Raw genomic sequence first — 18,141 nt, forward strand, 5'->3', positions numbered from 1 at the left:
CCGCCGCAGTGCGTCCCGGCAGGCGAGGATCGCCGGGTGCCGGCCCCCGCCACGGCATACGACGGTGAACACCCGGCGGGTGCGACGGCCGCGCGGCAGCTCGCGCAGGTCGACGGTCGCGGACTGTCCGTTCCACACGAGGTCGGGGAGGAAGGCCGCGGCGAGCCCGCGTTCCACGAGCCGGAGGTGGAGCAGCAGGTCGGTGGTCTCGAACCGTACGTCCGGTTCGAAACCGGCGTCGCGGCACAGGGTCATCGCCCAGTGGCGGGCGGCCGTGCCCTCGGGTTCCATCACCCAGGGATGGCCGGCGAGCGCACGCAACGTCGCCGTCGGGCCGTGGGTTCCGGGGTGGCCGGCGCGGGCGGGCAGGGCGAGGCGCAGGGGGTCGTCGAGCAGGTCCGCCTGTTCGAGTTCCGCAAGCCTCGCGTTGGGGTTGCCGGGGTACTCCTCGGCGAGGACCAGGTCGAAGTCGCGGGCCTGAAGGGCCGGCAGGGACTTCTCCGGTTCCAGCTGGGTGACGTGGACGCGCAAATGCGGGTGCCGCTCGCGCGGGTCGGGCGCCGCCGAGCTACCGAGCCGCCAGGCCGCCGGGCCGCCGGGCCGCCGGGCCGCCGGGCCGCCGGGCCGCCGGACGGTACGCCGGGTACAGACCGGTCCGCCGGGCCGCCGGACGGTACGCCGGTACAGACCGGTCCGTCACGCATCGCCGGGAGCGGTGCGAGGCCGGCGGGCTCAGTGCGTCCGCGGGAGTTCCTGCTCGGCCCAGATGATCTTGCCCTCGGGTGTGTAGCGGGCGCCCCAGCGATGGGCGAGCTGCGCCACCAGGAACAGGCCGCGGCCGCCCTCGTCCATGCTCCGGGCGTGGCGCAGCCGGGGGGCGGTGCTGCTGCCGTCGGCGACCTCGCAGGTCAGCCGGGAGTCGCGGAGCAGCCGTAGCCGGATGGGCGGTTCGGCGTAGCGGATGGCGTTGGTGACCAGCTCGCTCACGATCAGCTCGGTCGTCATGGCCAGTTCGCCGAGCCCCCATGTCTCCACCTGCCGGGTCGCGCGGGCCCGGACGTCGGCCACGGCCGCCGGGTCGACGGGCACCTCGAAGGAGGCGACGTGCTCGGTGCCCAGGGCGTGGGTGCGTGCCAGGAGCAGGGCGATGTCGTCGGGCTGCGGCGCGGGCACCACCTCGCGCACCGCGGACGTGCACAGCGTGGCCAGGTCGAGCCCCTGACGGGACAGCAGCTCGCCCAGCCGCGTCATGCCGCGTTCCATGTCGTGGTCGGCCGCCTCCACCAGACCGTCGGTGTACAGGCCGAACAGGCTGCCCTCAGCGAGCTCGATCTCGGTGGCCTCGAACCCCATCCCGCCCAGCCCGAGCGGCGGTCCGGCCGGAGGCTCGGGGAACGACACCCGTCCGTCGGGCGCGACGACGACCGGCGGCGGATGCCCGGCGCGGGCCATCGTGCAGCGTCGGGTGACCGGGTCGTAGACGGCGTACAGACAGGTCGCGCCGAGGAAGCCGGCCGTGCCCCGGTGCGCCGCCTCGGCTCCGTCCTCGGCCCGCTCCTCGCTGAGCCGGAGCACCAGGTCGTCGAGGTGGGCCAGCAGCTCGTCGGGCGGCATCTCCATGTCGGCGAGGGTCTGTACGGCGGTGCGCAGCCGGCCCATGGTCGCCGCGGCGGTGATGCCGTGCCCGACGACGTCGCCGACGACGAGGCCCACCCGGGCGCCGGACAACGGGATCACGTCGAACCAGTCGCCGCCCACGCCGCCCGTCGGGTCCGCCGGCAGGTAGGAGGAGGCGACCTCCAGCGCCGTACCGCCCGTCAGGGCCTGCGGCAGCAGGCTGCGCTGGAGGGTGACCGCCGCGGTGTGCTCACGGGTGTAGCGCCGGGCGTTGTCGACGCACAGCGCGGCCCGGGCCACCAGCTCCTGGGCGACGAGGACGTCGTCGGGCTGGAACGAGACGGGGTTGAGCGACCGGACGAACGTGGTGAGGCCGAGCGCGGTGTTGCGGGCCCGCATCGGCACGGAGATCAGGGAGTGCAGGCCGAACTCCCGCATGCTGGCCGCCCGCGCGGGCTGTTCGGTGACCCACAGATCGTCGGACGGGTCGAGGACCGGGATGAGGATCGGATCGCCGTCGATGAGCAGATGCGCGTCGTGCGGCGGCGGCACGAAGTCCACGCGCTCCCCGACCCGCGCCACCGCCTCCGGGCAGCCCTCGCGCACCGAGCTCATGCCGGCCCGGCGCATCACGGGCTTCGCGGGCGCCGGGCCCGCGTCGGTCAGCCACGCGCCGTGCCCCTCGTTGCTCAGCACCGGCTCCAGCAGGTCCACGACGACGAAGTCCGCGAACCGGGGCACGGCGAAGTCGGCCAGCTCCTGGGCCGTCCACAGCACGTCCAGGGTGGTGCCGATGCGGGTCCCGGACTCGTTGACCAGCGACAGCAACTGGCGGGCGTTCCACCGCTCGGTGACGTCCGAGACCATGTAGCAGACCCCGGTGATGGAGTTCTCGGGGCCGGTGAGGGGGAAGAACGACGTGGAGTAGGCGTGCTGGCGGCGCGGGTCGGCCCAGCTCCAGCCGACGTACTCGTAGTCCGTGACCGGCACACCGGTCTCCAGGACCTTGCGCATCAGGCCCTCGATGGTGTCCGCCTGGAGTCCGGGCAGCAGTTCGCTGAGCCGGCGGCCGAGGCGCTGCGCGCGGGGTACGCCACCGAAGCGTTCCAGGGTGTCGTTGAGCCAGATGTAGCGCAGCTGGGTGTCCATCACGGCCATGCCGACGGGGGCGCGGGTCAGGAAGCCGTCGAGCACGGACTCACCGGCCGCCCACTGCTGGTGCTGCGCGCGTGCGGAGATCAGGAAGCACTCGTCGGCGCCGATGCGGAACGCCGCGGAGACCCTCAGGTCGACGTCGACCCGGCTGCCGTCGGAGTGCCGCAGGGGGACGCGGCCGCTCCACCCCATGCCGGCCCGGCAGCGGTCCGCGACCGCCGCGACCCGCAGCGGGTCGCCGGGCATCGCCAGCAGCCGCGCCGCGGAGCCGCCGACCGTCCGCGACGCGGGCAGCCCGAGGAGTTCCTCAGCGGCGCGGGTCCAGCCGAGCACGACGCCGTGGCCGGACACCACCGCCGCCGCGTCGGTGGACGCGTCGAAGAGGGCGCGCGGTGCTGTCGACGCGGGCTCGTCGGGCCTTTCTCGGGGAGGGTCCATGGTCCTCACGCAGGGTCGCTCGGGTCCCGTGCTCTACAGGACCATGTTCCTGCTAGTCCGCCCGTTGTGCACGGGCCCGCGGCCTCCCGCTCCCGTGCTGTGACGGCCGCGCGGCGCCAGGAGTGGGCAAGGTGCGAGCGCGGAGGGAGCATGGAGGTGCCGGTCGGCGCAGCCGTGGATACGACGGGGGAACCGCAGCGGGTGGGTACGGCCGGCGGCGGAGGAGCTGGGATGGCAGCCGAGACCTTCGAGTCCGACAGTGGCGGGTACGGCCCCGGGCCGCCCCGGACGACCGGCCTGCTCGACGTGCTGAGCGTGGCCGCGGTGGTCGTGGACGCCGACGGGCGCGTGGTGTTCTGGACCCCGCAGGCGGAAGAGCTCTTCGGGTACACCGCCGAGGAGGCCCTGGGCACGCCCGCGGCACGTCTCTTCATCCACGCCGAGCATCTGCCGGCCGTGGTGCAGCTGTTCACGGAGGTTCTGGAGACCGGCCGCAGCTGGGCCGGGACCTTCCCGGTGCGGCACAAGGACGGCAGCACCCGGCTGACGGAGTTCCGCAACATGCGTCTGCTGGACGATCTCGGGGACGTCTACGCCCTGGGCATCGCCGCCGACCACTCGCTGCTGCAGCGCGTGGAGACGGACCTGGCGCTGTGCGAGCGGCTGATCAACCAGTCCCCGATCGGTATCGCCCTGGTCGACCCCGAGCTGCGTTTCCTGCTGGTCAATCCGGCGCTGGAGCGGATCGACGGCACCCCCGCGGAGGACCATGTGGGCCGTCGGCTGATGGAGACCCTGCCGCTGCCCGACATCGACACGATCGTGTCCTGTCTGCGCCAGGTGCTCACCACCGGCACCCCGCTGCTCGACCAGTACCACGTGGGCCGCCCGCCGGCCGACCCCGAGCACGAGCACGCCTGGTCGCTGTCCTTCTACCGGCTGGAGGACCCCGGCGGCCGGGTGCTGGGCGCGGCCATCTCGTTCGTCGACGTCACCGAGCGGCACCGGGCCGCCGCCGAGGCCGACCGGGCCCGCCGGCGCCTGGCCCTGATCGCGGACGCCTCCACCCGGGTCGGCACCACGCTGGAGGTGGGGCGGACCGCGGACGAGCTGGCGGAGATCGCCACGCCCGAGCTGGCCGACGTGGTCGCCGTGGACGTGCTGGACTCCGCGCTCGCGTGCCGGCGCATGCGGCAGCCGGACAACGGTCCGGAGCTGTTCCGCGCGCTCGCGCTGAAGGCGTCGTACCCGAGTGTGGCGCTGCGCGCGGCGGACCCGCCGGGCGATCTCGCCGCCTACGAGGGGGACCGGCTGGTCACCCTGTGCGTGCACACGGGCCGGCCGGTCCTGGTGCGGCACGTCGGCGAGGACGATCTGCGGCGCATCGCCCGCGACCCCGAGGCCACCAGTCTTCTCGCGCGGGCCGGCGTGCACTCCTACATGGCGGTGCCGCTCATCGCGCACGGCGAGGTGCTGGGCGCCCTCGACCTCAAGCGGACCCGCAATCCGGTGCCGTTCGACGAGGACGACGTCGTCCTCGCGAGCGAGCTGGCCAGCCGGGCCGCCGTCGCCATCGACAACGCCCGCTGGTTCCAGAGCGTGCGCAACACCGCCCTCACCCTCCAGCGCAGCCTGCTGCCGGACCATCCGCCGCACCACACCGGCCTCGAGATCGCCTACCGCTACCAGCCCGCGCAGGCCACCAGCGAGGTCGGCGGCGACTGGTACGACGTCATCCCGCTGGAGGACGACAAGACCACGCTGGTCGTCGGCGACGTCATGGGCAACGGCATCGACGCGGCCGCCACGATGGGCCGGCTGCGGACCGCGACCTGCGCCTACGCCGACCTCGATCTGGATCCGGGTGCCGTGCTGCGCCACCTGGACAAGATCACCTGCGATCTGGAGCACTACATCGTCACCTGCCTGTACGCGGTGTTCGACCCGCGCACCCGGCGCTGCCACATCGCCAACGCCGGACACATGCCGCCCGCGCTGGCCCGCCCCGGCCGACCGCCGGAGCTGCTCGAACTGCCCGCCGGGGCCCCGCTCGGCGTCGGCGGCATCCCGTTCCGGACCACGTCCGTCGAGCTCGGCCCCGGCGATCTGCTGGTCCTGTACACCGACGGCCTCGTCGAGACCCGGCACCACTCCATCGACGACCGGCTGAACGTGATGCTCGGCTTCCTCGACGAACCCGGCAGACCCCTGGAGGAGACCTGCGACCTGCTCCTGTACGGACTGCGGCATCCGGACGACCACGACGACGTCGCGCTGCTCGTCGCCCGGGTGCTGTAGGCAAGCCCCATCCGGCAGGCGCCGTCCGCCCGCCTTGCCCGTGCCGGGCGCCCGGCGCACGCTGTTCCTATGGGTGTGAATGACGGCCCCACGCTCATCGGCTCGGTGCAGCGCGCGTTCCGTCTGCTGGAAGCGATGAGCGCGCACGAGAACGGCGCGCCCGCGAAGCAACTGGCGCGGGAGACGGGCCTGCCGCTGGCCACGGCCTACCACCTGCTGCGGACGCTGGTCCACGACGGCTATGTGCGCAAGCTCGACGACGGCGGGTTCATCCTCGGCGAGCGGCTCGGGACCCTGCACACCACGGGCCGGGCGCAGGCGCTGCTCAGCCGGATCCGGCCCACGCTGGCCGCGCTGCGCGACGAGCTGTCCAGCGCCGCCTACCTCACGTTCTACGAGGAGGGGGAGATCCGGGTGGCCGAGATCGTCGACGGCCCGCGCGCTCCCCGCGTCGATCTCTGGGTGGGGTTCGAGGACGCCGGGCACGCCACGGCGCTCGGCAAGTCCGTGCTGCGGGAGCTGGACGAGGAGGCGCGCAAGGACTACCTGTCCCGGCACCAGCTCGCCGATCTCACGCCGCGGACCATCACCGACCGCCCTGAGCTGCTCAGACGGCTGGAATCCGCGCCCCTCGCCCCCGCGGTCACCGACATGGAGGAGTACGCCCTCGGCACGGTCTGTGTCGCGGTGCCCGTGTACAGCGGGAACACCCTCGGCTCGCTCGGCGTCTCGCTGCGGGCCGACCGGCGCTCGCGGCTGGAGGAGGTCACGGCCCGGCTGATCCCGACCGCGGACCGGGTGACCAGGGGCCTGTCGCTCACTATCTGAAATCCCTGTGCTTGTCCGACCCGGGGTGGAACCCGTTTCCTGAATAAACCGGACATTTCATTGGGCGTACGCCCCTGCGCACAGGTGAGGACAGCGGACAAGCGATGAGCAAGGCCCCTGATCACGGCCCCGACCACTGGCCGAGGCGCATGGTCGCCGCCACGCCCCTACTGCCCATTCTGATCGTCTGCGGTCTCGTGCTCGTCGATCTCGCGGGCGGCTCGGGGGTGACCTGGGTGCCGCTGCTCGCCACGGGCCCCGCGCTCGCCGCCACCACCGGCGGGCCGCGCGGTGTTCTCTGCGTGGGGCTGCTGTCCGCCGCGCTGGGGGTGGCACTCGGCCTCCGGGGCGGTGCCGCGGACAGCGATCTCGTGGTCGCGCTGACGTCCCTGCTGGTGATCACCGTGGCGTGCGCCGCGACCAGCACGCTGCGCATCCGCCGCGAGCGGGTGCTGGCGGCGGTGCGCTCGGTCGCCGAGGCCGCCCAGCACGCGCTGCTGCAGCCCGTACCGGCGACGGTCGGACCGTTCCAGGTGGCCGTGCGCTACAGCGCCGCCGCGGCCGAGGCCCGCATCGGCGGGGATCTGTACGCGCTGGTGTCGACACCGCACGGGGTCAGGCTGATCGTCGGCGACGTACGCGGCAAGGGGCTGCCGGCCGTCAGCACGGCGGCCCTGGTCGTCGGTGTCTTCCGCGAGGCCGCGCACGACGAGCCCGATCTGCTGGACGTCGTCGCCAGGATCGAGCGGAGCCTGGCGCGCAACCTGGGCAGCGACGACTTCGTCACCGCCGTGGTCGCCGGGTACCCCCGCACGGGCCAGCTGGAGGTCGTCAACTGCGGGCACGCGCCGCCGCTGCTGGTGCGGGACTCGGTCGTCGTACCGGTGGAGCCGGACCGTCCGGCGCCGCCGCTCGGCCTGCGCAACCTGTCGGGCGAGACGCCCGCGCTGCACGTGCTGCCCTTCGCCGACGGGGACCAGCTGCTGCTGTACACCGACGGTGTCACCGAGGCCCGCAACCACGACCGTGAGTTCTATCCGCTCGCCGAGGGGCTGGCCCGGCACACCTGCGACGAGCCCGTGGACACCGTCACCGCGCTGCATGGCGAGCTCCAGGCCCACGTCGGCGGCCGGCTCCACGACGACGCGGCCCTGCTGCTGCTGCGCATGCCGACCACCGACGGGGCACCGGCGGCGGCCCCTGAGCCGTCCGGCGCCGGGTGCGTCGGGTCGTGCCCGTAGGGGATCCGCCGAGGCACCTCGGATCCGCCGGCTCACCGACCGCCCCCGGCCGGGCCGGTGCCCTCCCTGCGGCAAGCACCGTGCCCGCCCCGTGAAACGGTGTTAGAAATGAGGCATGGCCGGATTCCTCGGCCGCCTGCGCTCGCTGTTGAGCGCACGTACCGTGGCCCGGCAGGTCTTCGTGCTGCAGGCGGCCATCGTCGTGCTCCTCGTCGTCGCCGCCGTCGTGGCACTGGTGCTCCAGGTGCGCACCGACACCAGGCGGGAGGCCGGCAACCGTTCCCTCGCCGTCGCCGAGTCCTTCGCGAACGCGCCGGGCATCGAGGAGGCCCTGTCGAACCCCGACCCCAGCGCGGTGCTCCAGCCCCGCGCCGAGGCGGCGCGCGAGGCCACCGACGTGGACTTCATCGTCGTGATGACCAAGGACGGGATCCGCTACACCCACCCCAACCCCGACCGGATCGGCCGGCACTTCGTCGGCACCATCGCGCCGGCCGCCGCGGGCGGGGTCGTACGGGAGACGTACACCGGCACCCTGGGTCCGTCCGTGCGGGCCGTGGTCCCCGTGACCGACGACGACGGCAAGGTCGTCGCCCTGGTGGCCGCGGGGGTGACGCTGGACAGCGTCGGCGGGGTCGTGGACCACCAGCTGCCGACGCTGCTGGGCTCGGCGGCCGGCGCGCTCGCCCTCGCCACCGCCGGGACCGCGCTCGTCAGCCGCCGGCTGCTGCGGCAGACACACGGGCTCGGCCCCGAAGAGATGACGCGGATGTACGAGCATCACGACGCCGTCCTGCACTCCGTGCGCGAAGGCGTCCTGATCATGGACGACCGGCGGCGGCTGGCGCTCGCGAACGACGAGGCGCGCCGGCTGCTCGGACTGACCGCGGACGCGGAGGGGCGGCCCTGTGTCGCCCTCGGCATCGGCAGCGACCTGGCCCGGCTGTTCGCCTCGGGGCGGGACGCCACCGACGAGGTGCATCTGGCGCAGGGCCGGCTGCTCGCGGTCAGCCAGCGTTCGACCGACCGGGACGGCGGGCCGCCCGGCAGTGTCGCGACGCTGCGGGACACCACCGAGCTGCGGACCCTGACCGGCCGGGCGGACGTGGCGCAGGAGCGGCTGAAGCTGCTGTACGACGCCGGGCTGGAGATCGGCACCACCCTGGACGTCACGCGCACCTCGCAGGAGCTGACCGACTTCGCGGTGCCCCGGTTCGCCGACTTCGTCTCCGTCGATCTCGCCGATCCGGTGCTGCGCGGCGAGGAGCCCAAGGAGGGCAGCGCCGACATGCGCCGGGTGGCGTTCCGGGGCGTACGGGACGACAGTCCGCTCTATCCGATCGGCAAGCTGATCCACTTCGCCCCGGCCACTCCGCAGGCGTTCGGGTTCGGTACCGGCGAGTCGGTGCTGGAGACGGACATGGCCGCCCTCGCCGGCTGGCAGGAGCAGGATCCCGTGAACGCCCGCAGGCTCGTGCGGTACGGGTTCCACTCGATGCTCACGGTGCCGCTGCGGGCCCGCGGCGTCATCATGGGCATGGCCAGCTTCTGGCGCGCCGACCGGCCCGACCCCTTCGAGCACGAGGACATCACGCTCGCGGAGGAGCTGGTGGCGCGGGCCGCCGTGAGCATCGACAACGCCCGCCGCTACACCCGCGAGCACACCCTGTCGGTGACCCTCCAGCGCAGTCTGCTGCCGCGGGCCCTGCCCGGGCAGAGCGCCCTCGACGTGGCCTACCGCTATCTGCCGGCGCAGGCGGCGCAGGGCGGGGTCGGCGGGGACTGGTTCGACGTCATCCCGCTGCCGGGCGCGCGGGTGGCGCTGGTCGTGGGCGACGTCGTGGGCCACGGGCTGCACGCGGCGGCGACGATGGGCCGGCTGCGTACCGCGGTCGACAACTTCTCCACGCTGGATCTGCCGCCGGACGAACTCCTCGGCCATCTGGACGAGTTGGTGGCGCGCATCGACCAGGACGAGGGCGAGGGCGAGGAGGAGGTCGCGCCGATCACGGGGGCGACCTGTCTGTACGCGGTGTACGACCCGTCCACCGGGATGTGCTCCCTCTCCCGCGCCGGCCACCTCGAACCGGCGCTCGTGCACCCCGACGGCCGGGTCGAGTTCCTGACCGTGCCGGGCGGCGCGCCGCTGGGTCTGGGCGGCAGCATGCCCTTCGAGGCGCGGGAGGTACGGCTGCCCGAGGGCAGCGGGCTGGTGCTGTACACGGACGGGCTGGTCGAGGACCACGGCCAGGACATCGACGAGGGGCTGGAGCGGCTGCGGGGCGCGCTCGCCGCGACGCCCCCGACGGGGGGCCGGACGCCGGAGGAGACGTGCAAGGCGGTCCTGGAGACCCTGCGGCCGGAGCGTCCCCGCGACGACGTCGCCCTCGTCGTGGCCCGGACGCGGCTGCTCCCCTCCGACCGGACGGCGTCCTGGGACGTACCGGACGAGGCCTCCGCCGTGGCCCGGGTGCGGGCGGCCGCGGCCCGCACCCTGACGGAGTGGGGGCTCGAGGAGGAGGCGTTCACGACCGAGCTGATCCTCAGCGAGCTGGTCACCAACGCCCTGCGGCACGCCACCGGCCCGATCCGGGTCCGGCTGATCCGCGACCTCGCCCTGATCTGCGAGGTCTCCGACGGCAGCAGCACCGCCCCGCACCTGCGCAGCGCGGCCACCACGGACGAGGGCGGCCGGGGCCTGTTCCTGGTGGCCCAGTTCGCCGAGCGCTGGGGCACCCGCTACACGGCGGCCGGCAAGGTGATCTGGACGGAACAGCCGCTGCCGCAGGGACGGTGACCGCCCGCGGGGCACCGCTGTAACGGGCGATACGGCGAGGTCCGCTCAGGTCGCTCTGCGGTTGCGCGGCTCCTTCTGCGCCAGCAGCTGCTCGCGCAGCGCCCGGCACGCGGGTTCGCGCGCGGTGCGGGACGGACCGACGTGCGGCCCGACGAAAGCGTTGACGCGGACATGGCCCGCTTCTATCTTCTGAACCCCGTCACGGTCGGAATTGCGAACCACGTTCGAGATTACGGACAGGGGCATGATGTGAACCATGGAACTCCTCCGCGACACAACGCCGTTCGGCTGATCCTCGCGCTGCTCGTCGCGCTCGCGGGCTGTCTCGTCGCACCGGGCTCCCCCGCCCGGGCCGCCGTCCCCGACTCCCCCGCCGCGACCTACACCAACCCGGTCGCCGAGAAGCGGGCCGACCCGCACATCTTCAGACACACCGACGGCTACTACTACTTCACCGCGACCGTCCCCGAGTACGACCGCATCGTGCTGCGCCGGGCGACCACGATCCAGGGCCTGTCCACCGCCCAGGAGGTGACGATCTGGACCAGGCACTCCAGCGGGGTCATGGGCGCGCACATCTGGGCGCCGGAGATCCACTTCATCGACGGCAAGTGGTACGTCTACTTCGCCGCCGGCGCCACCAGCGACGTGTGGGCGATCCGGATGTACGTCCTGGAGGGCACCGGTGCCAACCCGCTGACCGCCGCCTGGACGGAGAAGGGCCAGATCAAGACCCGGTGGGAGAGCTTCTCCCTGGACGCAACGACCTTCGTCGTGGGCGGTGTGCGGTATCTGGCCTGGGCCCAGCGCGACCCGTCCGTGAACAACAACACCGACGTCTACCTCGCCAGCATGGCCAACCCCTGGACCATCACGGGCACTCCCGTGATGCTGTCGCGGCCCACCTACTCCTGGGAGAGCGCCGGCTACAAGGTCAACGAGGGCCCGGCGGTGATCCAGCACGGCGGCAAGGTCTTCATGACCTACTCGGCCGGCGCCACCGACAGCAACTACTGCCTGGGGCTGCTGTCCGCCTCCGCGAGCGCCGACCTGCTCGACACCGCGAACTGGAGCAAGAGTCCGTCGCCGGTCTTCACCAGCAACGCGAGCACGAGCCAGTACGGGCCGGGCCACAACTCCTTCACCGTCTCCGAGGACGGCAGGAGCGACGTCCTCGTCTACCACGACCGCAGCTACAAGGACATCAGCGGCGACCCGCTGAACGACCCCAACCGCCGCACCCGCGTGCAGAAGCTGTACTGGAAGGCGGACGGCACCCCCGACTTCGGCATCCCGGTGGCCGACGGGGTCACCCCGCAGCGCCTGTCGTCGTACAACCTCGCCGACGGGTTCGTCCGGCACTGGGAGTACCGCGCCCGCGTCGAGGCGGGCGTCTCCCCGCTCGCGGACTCCCAGTTCCGCGCGGTCACCGGGCTGGCCGGCGGCGGCACGGTCTCCCTGGAGTCGGCCAACTTCCCCGGCTACTACCTGCGGCACAAGAACTTCGAGGTGTGGCTGGAGAAGAACGACGGGACGGCGCAGTTCGCCGCCGACGCGACCTTCCACCGGCGAGCCGGGCTGTCCGACGCGGCGGGGCTCTCCTACGAGTCGTACAACTACCCGGGGCGCTACGTCCGGCACTACGACCACCTGCTGTACGTCCGGACGCCGAGCACCACGACGGACCGGGCGGACGCCACGTTCTACGCCCAGTAGCCCGGGAGAAACCACTGGAAAGCCCAGCTCATCCGGCAGCGGATCCTCGACCGGACCGACCGGGACCGGATCATCCTGCTGCACGACATCTACGACGGGACCGTGCCGGCGGTGCCCGGGATCATCGGCGGTGTATCAGAAGACGACCGACCAGCCCTCACGCCCGGCCTGTTCGGCGGTGTAGGAGACGCCGTCCACCTTGAGCCTCGCCGCGTCGAGGAGGCTGATCTCGCCGCCGTGATTGCCCAGCCGGGCACCTCCGTCGAGGCGCACGGTGAGACCGGCCCCGGGGGCGAGCGGGCCGGCGGGCACGGCGGAGCGCTGCCCCAGCCGGTCCTGGATCTGCCACCCGGTCAGGTCGACGGGATCGGGCGAGGCGTTGAGCAGGGTGACGCTCTCGGCCTCGGGAGCGGGGCCGCGCGGGTTGACGAGGGCGGCGACGATCCGGACGGGCCGGGTGCCGGGCACCGGACGCGCGCCGTCGACGTCCCCGATGGTGTGGCCGGTGACGTCGTCGGTCTTCCAGGACTGGCTCTGGAAGGCGAGGAAGACGGCGACCCAGCGGGACTGCGCCGGGAAGTGCAGGAGCAGCCCTCCGTCCTGCCAGACGCCGTCGGAGTCGCGGAAACGGCCGCTGTTGCCCTGGTTCATATGGATGTCGTGGACACCGTTGCCGGGCAGGAAGCCGAAGATCTTGTCCCTCGTCCTCGCCTCGGGTCCCCAGCGCTCGCCGAACAGGTACAGCCGCGCGTCCTGGTCGGCGACCGCACGGCGGACGGAGTGGTCGAGGAGGTCGGCGAGGTCGTTGTCGGGGCCCTCGAGGTCCGGGGGCAGCTTCCGCATCAGGGCCGGGTCGAAGAGGTTGCCGCGCACGAAGTCGAGGTTCGGGCCGCCGGGGCCGGGCGGCAGGGTGTTCCAGCCGCTCGCCAGCCCCGCCAGCCGGTCCGTGATCGGGTGCCGGAAGTCGTCGCTGACGAAGTACAGCAGCTCGGAGGGCCGTTGCTGGGACAGGACGTTGACGGCGGCGCGGTAGGCGGTGCCGCCGTCGTCGGTGACGTGGATCTGATAGTGCGGCGAGTCGCTGCCGCCTTCGCGCCGGGTGTCGACGGCCCGTCCGATCAGTACGCCGTAGGTCTTCAGCGGCATGACGACCAACTCCCCCTGGAGGTGGGCGGAATGCCCACTCTTGAAAGGAAGGCTAGGGGCTGGGCGGGCCGGCCGAAGCCGAGTTCACTCCGCGTACGCCTGCCCGCCGACGGGCGGCCGGCCCCCCTGCGCGCCCCGTATACGCCACGGGCGCCGCCGGGCGTCGGCGTCGTGACCAGCCCTGACTCCACAGCACCGTTCCGTAAGATCGCTCCGTGGCGAACTTCCTCCTCGAACGCACGGTTCCGCTCCCTCTCACGGAGGCGTGGCGCCGCCTGACGGAGTGGCACCGCCACGCCGACGTCGTCCCCCTGACCCGCATCAGGGTCACCACCCCCGAACCGACCCATGAGGGCACCCTCTTCGTCGCCCGCTCCGGCATCGGCCCGCTCTCCTTCGACGACCCGATGCGGGTGACGCTCTGGCACCCCCCGTCGGACGACGCCACCCCGGGCATGTGCCGGCTGGAGAAACAGGGCCGGGTGATACAGGGCTGGGCCGAGATCGAGGTCCGCCCCGGACCCGGCGGACGCACCCGGGTGGTGTGGCGGGAGGAACTGCGGGTGCGGTTCGTGCCGGGAGCTCTGGACGGGGTGGTGGGACGTACGGCGCGGTATGTGTTCGGGCGGGCGATGAACCGGCTGCTCAGGCGGGCCTGACGGCTGTCCCGCCGAGAGGGGGCCCGGTACGGCCCGGTGCCCCGGTGGGACCCGGAGCCGGCCGTGCCAGAGTGGGCCCATGACGGAGATCGATGCAACGAGCATCAATGCGGGCGAAGTCGAGGCGCTGGCGGTGGACGGGCTGCGGTGGCTGCTCTCCGTGGCACGGGAGGACGAGGGCGAGGGGATCGGCTGGTCCATCAGGGCGTCCGACGCCGACCTCGATCCCCTGCTCTACAACGGCACCGCCGGTGTCATACCGGTGCTGCTGGAGGCCTGGCGGCACTTCGGTGACGACTCCTACGCGGACGCCGCCCGGCGTGCGGCACGCTACCTGGCGGCGGCCGTGGAGAGCTGGGAGGACGCCTCGCTCTACTTCGGCCGGACCGGGATGGCGCTCGTGTTGCGTGCCGTGTACGACGAACTGGGCGACACGGCCGCCGGTGCCGCCGCCGACCGGGCCCTGGAACTCGTGCGGGCCACCCGCGGCGACGGGGAGCGCTGGGGCGACCTGTACGAACTGATGGGCGGCAACGCGGGCATCGGCCTGGGGGCGCTGCTGTGCGGCGCGGACGATCTCGCCGTATCGGCCGTGGAGTCGTACACGCGCACCGCCGAGGCCACCGCGCACGGCGTGCGGTGGCAGCACCGGCCCGGCGCGTCCGGCCGGATGCACCACATCTCGCACGGCACCCTCGGCATCGTGTACGGGCTGGCCGCCGTCGGCCACGCGGCCGGCCGCGCCGATCTGGTCGAGCTCGCACTGGCCGGTGCCGCGGACGTCGTCTCCCGCGACGAGGACGGTCCCGACGGATTCCTCGTCCCGCACTCCGACCCGCAGCACCGTCCCGATCTGGTCCAGCGCCACAACTACGGCTGGTGCCACGGGCCCGCGGGCGACGCCCAGGTCTTCCGGCTGCTGCGCGACCTGACCGGCGACCCCGTCTGGCCGGCCCTCGCCGACCGCTGCTGGCACACCGTCACGCACTCGGGGCTGCCGAAACGGCTGCGCCCCGGGTTCTGGGACAACAACGGCCGCTGCTGCGGCACGGCGGGCGTCCTGGCGCTGGCGTGCGACCGGATCGCCGAGCAGGGCGACTCCCCCGCGTTCGCCGAGGCCCTCGTCGCCGATCTCGCCGCCCGCGCCACCCGGGACGCCGACGGCGCCCGCTGGTCCAACGTCGAACACCGGGCCACCCCGAGCGGCCTGGAGCCGCAGACCGGGTGGGCGATGGGCAGCGCGGGCATCGTGCGGGAACTCCTGCGCCACGTCAGGATCTCCCGGGGCGGCGCCCCCGCCTACGCCTTCGCCTGGCCCGACCAGCCGGCGCCCCGGTCTCAGGCCACCGACCCGATCCGCCCCGCCGGCCCGGACGTGGACGTCGCGTCGTGATGGATCGGCGTGTGCGCGCCGGTCAGTGAGACCCCGCTGCCGCCCCGCCGGGCGGCGACGATCTCCGCGGCGATCGACAGGGCCGTCTCCTCGGGCGTACGGGCGCCCAGGTCGAGGCCGATCGGGGAGCGCAGGCGGGCCAGCTCCAGTTCGGTGACGCCGACCTGCCTGAGCCGCTCGTTGCGGTCCAGGTGGGTGCGGCGCGAGCCCATCGCGCCCACGTACGCCACCGGCAGCCGCAGCGCCGACCGCAGCAGCGGGACGTCGAACTTGGCGTCGTGGGTGAGCACGCACAGGACCGTCCGCGCGTCCACCTCGGTGCGCTCCAGGTACTTGTGCGGCCACTCCACGACGATCTCGTCGGCCTCCGGGAAGCGGGTCTTCGTCGCGAAGACGGGGCGGGCGTCGCACACCGTCACGCGGTAGTTCAGGAACTTGCCGATCCGTACGAGCGCGGACGCGAAGTCGATGGCGCCGAAGACGATCATCCGGGGCGCGGGGACGGAGGACTCGACCAGGACCGTGAGCGGGGCTCCGCAGCGCGAGCCCTGTTCGCCGATCTCCAGGGTGCCCGTGCGTCCCGCGTCCAGGAACGCGCCGGCCTCCGCGGCGACCGTGCGGTCCAGTTCGGGGTGGCCACCGTAGCCGCCGTCGTAGGTGCCGTCGGGCCGGACCAGCAGCGCGCGGCCCATCAGATCGGACGGGCCGGACACGATCCGGGCGACGGCCGCCGCCTCGCCGGACGACGCAGCGGCCAGTGCCGCCGTCACCACCGGCCGGGCGGGGTCCTGCGCCCGTACCGGGGTGACCAGGATGTCGATGACGCCCCCGCACGTCAGGCCGACGGCGAAGGCGTCCTCGTCGCTGTAGCCGAAGCGCTCCAGGACCGTCTCGCCGTCCTGCAGCGCCTGTTGGCACAGTTCGTACACCGCGCCCTCCACACAGCCGCCGGAGACCGAGCCGATCGCCGTGCCGTCGGCGTCCACCGCGAGCGCGGCGCCGGGCTGGCGGGGTGCGCTGCCGCCGACCGCCACCACGGTGGCCACGGCGAAGTCGCGTCCCTGCTCGACCCACCGGTGCAGCTCTTCGGCGATGTCCAGCATCTGTCGGTCTCCTTAAAGCGGTTGGGTGGAGGGCGGTTCGCGCACGGCTAGTGCACGCCCATCCAGCTCTCAATGGGATTGAGGGCGAAATAGACGATGAAGATGCCTGTCAGGGCCCACATGAAGGCCCCGATCTCGCGCGCCTTGCCCTGAGCGATCTTGATGGCGACGTACGAGATGACGCCGGCCGCGACACCCGCGGTGATCGAGTAGGTGAACGGCATGATCACGACGGTGAGGAACACCGGGATCGCGGTGGCCCGGTCGGCCCAGTCCACGTGCCGTGCGTTCATCATCATCATGGCGCCGATGACCACCAGGGCCGCCGCCGCGACCTCGCCCGGCACGATCGCCGTGAGCGGGGTGAAGAACAGACAGGCCGCGAAGAACAGGCCGGTGACGACCGAGGAAAGTCCCGTACGGGCGCCCTCGCCGACGCCGGTCGCCGACTCGACGAACACGGTCTGGCCCGACGCCCCCGAGACGCCGCCGATCGCGCCGCCGGCACCGTCGATGAACAGGGCCTTGGACAGGCCCGGCATCCGGCCCTTGTCGTCGGCGAGCTTGGCCTCGGTGCCGACGCCGATGATGGTGGCCATCGCGTCGAAGAACCCGGCGAGCACCAGGGTGAAGACGATCATGCCGACGGTCATCGCGCCGACCTCGCCCCAGCCGCCGAACTCGACGTTGCCGAAGATGGAGAAGTCGGGCATGGACACGGCGCTGCCGTGCAGTTCGGGGGCGCCGCTGGCCCACTGCTTGGGGTCGATGACGCCGAAGGCGTTGAGGACGACGGCGAGCACGGTGCCGCTGACGATGCCGATCAGGATCGCGCCGGGGATGCCGCGCGCCTGGAGCATGAAGATCGCGAGGAGGGTGACCGCGAAGAGCAGGACCGGCCAGCCGGCCAGTTCGCCGGCGGGGCCGAGGGTGACCGGGGTGGCCTCGCCCTGGTGCACGAAGCCGGCCTTGTAGAAGCCGATCAGCGCGACGAACAGGCCGATGCCCATGGTGATGGCGTGCTTGAGCGCGAGCGGGATCGCATTCATGATCATCTCGCGCAGGCCGGTGACGACCAGCAGCATGATCACGACGCCGTACATCACGCACATGCCCATGGCCTGCGGCCAGGTCATCTGCGGGGCGACCTGCGAGGCGAGCACGCCGGAGACGGAGAGGCCGGCCGCGAGGGCGAGCGGCACCTTGCCGAAGAAGCCCATCAGCAAGGTGCTGAAGGCCGCCGCGAACGCGGTCGCGGTGATCAGCGCCTTCTGGGCGAGCATGTCACCCGCCGCGTCCTTGCCGGACAGGATGAGCGGGTTGAGCAGGAGGATGTACGCCATCGCCATGAAGGTCGTGACGCCGCCGCGCACCTCACGCGCGACCGTGGATTCTCTCTTGGTTATGTGAAAGTACCGGTCGAGCCAGGACCTGCCGGCCGGGACGCGGGTGCCTTCTCCCGCGTCTTCGGCTGTGGTCGCCGGCTCCAGTGACTGCTGGGTCATGTGGGCCTACTCCCAAGGTTCAAAGGGGCACCCGCCTCAACCGCCCTGACGGCTGATCAGCCACATGTGTGGCTGCGGGATTTGGGAAGGTGCTTCGGCCGCACGACCCGGGGGACGGCCCGAGACGAACGAACGGGATCTGTGGTGCTGGTACGTGCGTGTCCTCGACCTGCCGCGAGCGGTGCGGCGCATCGAGTACTCCGGGCGGTGCGGCGGAGTGTGTGACGTTCCCTCACACCGCCCGG

12 protein-coding genes and 2 pseudogenes are annotated in these 18,141 nt (G+C 72.7%); 8 read left to right on the top strand and 6 right to left on the bottom strand.

What is annotated here, in order from left to right; genetic code table 11:
* Positions 1-9: 9 nt before the first annotated feature.
* Together ACGFW6_RS32270 and ACGFW6_RS32275 are read right to left on the bottom strand one after the other, a co-directional pair.
* Positions 10-687 (bottom strand): annotated as a pseudogene (locus ACGFW6_RS32270) (LysR substrate-binding domain-containing protein); the annotation flags it as partial.
* 45 nt (positions 688-732) lie between these two features.
* On the bottom strand, positions 733-3,210 hold the full coding sequence (locus tag ACGFW6_RS32275) for a SpoIIE family protein phosphatase (RefSeq protein WP_393517827.1): 2,478 nt from the start codon (positions 3,208-3,210) through the stop codon (positions 733-735).
* 231 nt (positions 3,211-3,441) lie between these two features.
* Between ACGFW6_RS32275 and ACGFW6_RS32280 the strand changes: the two genes are divergently transcribed.
* From ACGFW6_RS32280 to ACGFW6_RS32295, 4 genes are all read left to right on the top strand, one after another.
* The gene (locus tag ACGFW6_RS32280) at positions 3,442-5,508 is read left to right on the top strand and encodes a SpoIIE family protein phosphatase (protein WP_393517830.1); all 2,067 of its coding nucleotides are present in this window, start codon (positions 3,442-3,444) and stop codon (positions 5,506-5,508) included.
* A gap of 69 nt (positions 5,509-5,577) precedes the next feature.
* Positions 5,578-6,336: an IclR family transcriptional regulator gene (locus ACGFW6_RS32285; RefSeq protein WP_393517833.1), complete on the top strand. Its 759-nt coding sequence runs from the start codon at positions 5,578-5,580 to the stop codon at positions 6,334-6,336.
* A gap of 104 nt (positions 6,337-6,440) precedes the next feature.
* Positions 6,441-7,577 carry a PP2C family protein-serine/threonine phosphatase gene (locus ACGFW6_RS32290; RefSeq protein ID WP_393517836.1) on the top strand — a complete coding sequence of 379 codons (1,137 nt, stop codon included), beginning with the start codon at positions 6,441-6,443 and terminating at the stop codon, positions 7,575-7,577.
* A gap of 115 nt (positions 7,578-7,692) precedes the next feature.
* Positions 7,693-10,374: a SpoIIE family protein phosphatase gene (locus tag ACGFW6_RS32295; protein WP_393517839.1), complete on the top strand. Its 2,682-nt coding sequence runs from the start codon at positions 7,693-7,695 to the stop codon at positions 10,372-10,374.
* Between the two features lie 45 nt (positions 10,375-10,419).
* On the opposite strand, the gene ACGFW6_RS32300 is transcribed toward ACGFW6_RS32295, so the two are convergent.
* Positions 10,420-10,632: a hypothetical protein gene (locus tag ACGFW6_RS32300; RefSeq protein WP_393517842.1), complete on the bottom strand. Its 213-nt coding sequence runs from the start codon at positions 10,630-10,632 to the stop codon at positions 10,420-10,422.
* Between the two features lie 30 nt (positions 10,633-10,662).
* Between ACGFW6_RS32300 and ACGFW6_RS32305 the strand changes: the two genes are divergently transcribed.
* The gene (locus ACGFW6_RS32305; RefSeq protein ID WP_393518006.1) at positions 10,663-12,090 is read left to right on the top strand and encodes a family 43 glycosylhydrolase; all 1,428 of its coding nucleotides are present in this window, start codon (positions 10,663-10,665) and stop codon (positions 12,088-12,090) included.
* Between the two features lie 27 nt (positions 12,091-12,117).
* Positions 12,118-12,231 (top strand): annotated as a pseudogene (locus ACGFW6_RS32310) (polysaccharide deacetylase family protein); the annotation flags it as partial.
* Here ACGFW6_RS32310 and ACGFW6_RS32315 read toward each other — a convergent pair.
* Complete coding sequence (locus tag ACGFW6_RS32315; RefSeq protein ID WP_393517845.1) at positions 12,226-13,236, bottom strand: DUF2278 family protein; 1,011 nt, start codon at positions 13,234-13,236, stop codon at positions 12,226-12,228. The pseudogene ACGFW6_RS32310 and the gene ACGFW6_RS32315 sit on opposite strands and share 6 nt — an antisense overlap.
* A 215-nt stretch (positions 13,237-13,451) precedes the next feature.
* Here ACGFW6_RS32315 and ACGFW6_RS32320 point away from each other — a divergent pair, with 215 nt between their 5' ends.
* Together ACGFW6_RS32320 and ACGFW6_RS32325 are read left to right on the top strand one after the other, a co-directional pair.
* Positions 13,452-13,895 (top strand): SRPBCC family protein, encoded by a 444-nt coding sequence (locus ACGFW6_RS32320; RefSeq protein ID WP_393517848.1) that lies wholly within the window; start codon positions 13,452-13,454, stop codon positions 13,893-13,895.
* Between the two features lie 79 nt (positions 13,896-13,974).
* On the top strand, positions 13,975-15,288 hold the full coding sequence (locus ACGFW6_RS32325; protein ID WP_393517851.1) for a lanthionine synthetase LanC family protein: 1,314 nt from the start codon (positions 13,975-13,977) through the stop codon (positions 15,286-15,288).
* Here the strand turns inward: ACGFW6_RS32325 and ACGFW6_RS32330 are convergent.
* Both ACGFW6_RS32330 and ACGFW6_RS32335 read right to left on the bottom strand, forming a co-directional pair.
* Positions 15,234-16,391, bottom strand: a complete 1,158-nt coding sequence (locus tag ACGFW6_RS32330; protein WP_393517854.1) for an XdhC family protein — start codon at positions 16,389-16,391, stop codon at positions 15,234-15,236. The genes ACGFW6_RS32325 and ACGFW6_RS32330 overlap by 55 nt on opposite strands.
* A 47-nt stretch (positions 16,392-16,438) precedes the next feature.
* On the bottom strand, positions 16,439-17,896 hold the full coding sequence (locus tag ACGFW6_RS32335) for an NCS2 family permease (RefSeq protein ID WP_393517857.1): 1,458 nt from the start codon (positions 17,894-17,896) through the stop codon (positions 16,439-16,441).
* Positions 17,897-18,141 lie beyond the last annotated feature (245 nt).

The sequence above is a fragment of the Streptomyces sp. Y7 genome (assembly GCF_043195415.1).
Classification (GTDB): Bacteria; Actinomycetota; Actinomycetes; order Streptomycetales; family Streptomycetaceae; genus Streptomyces.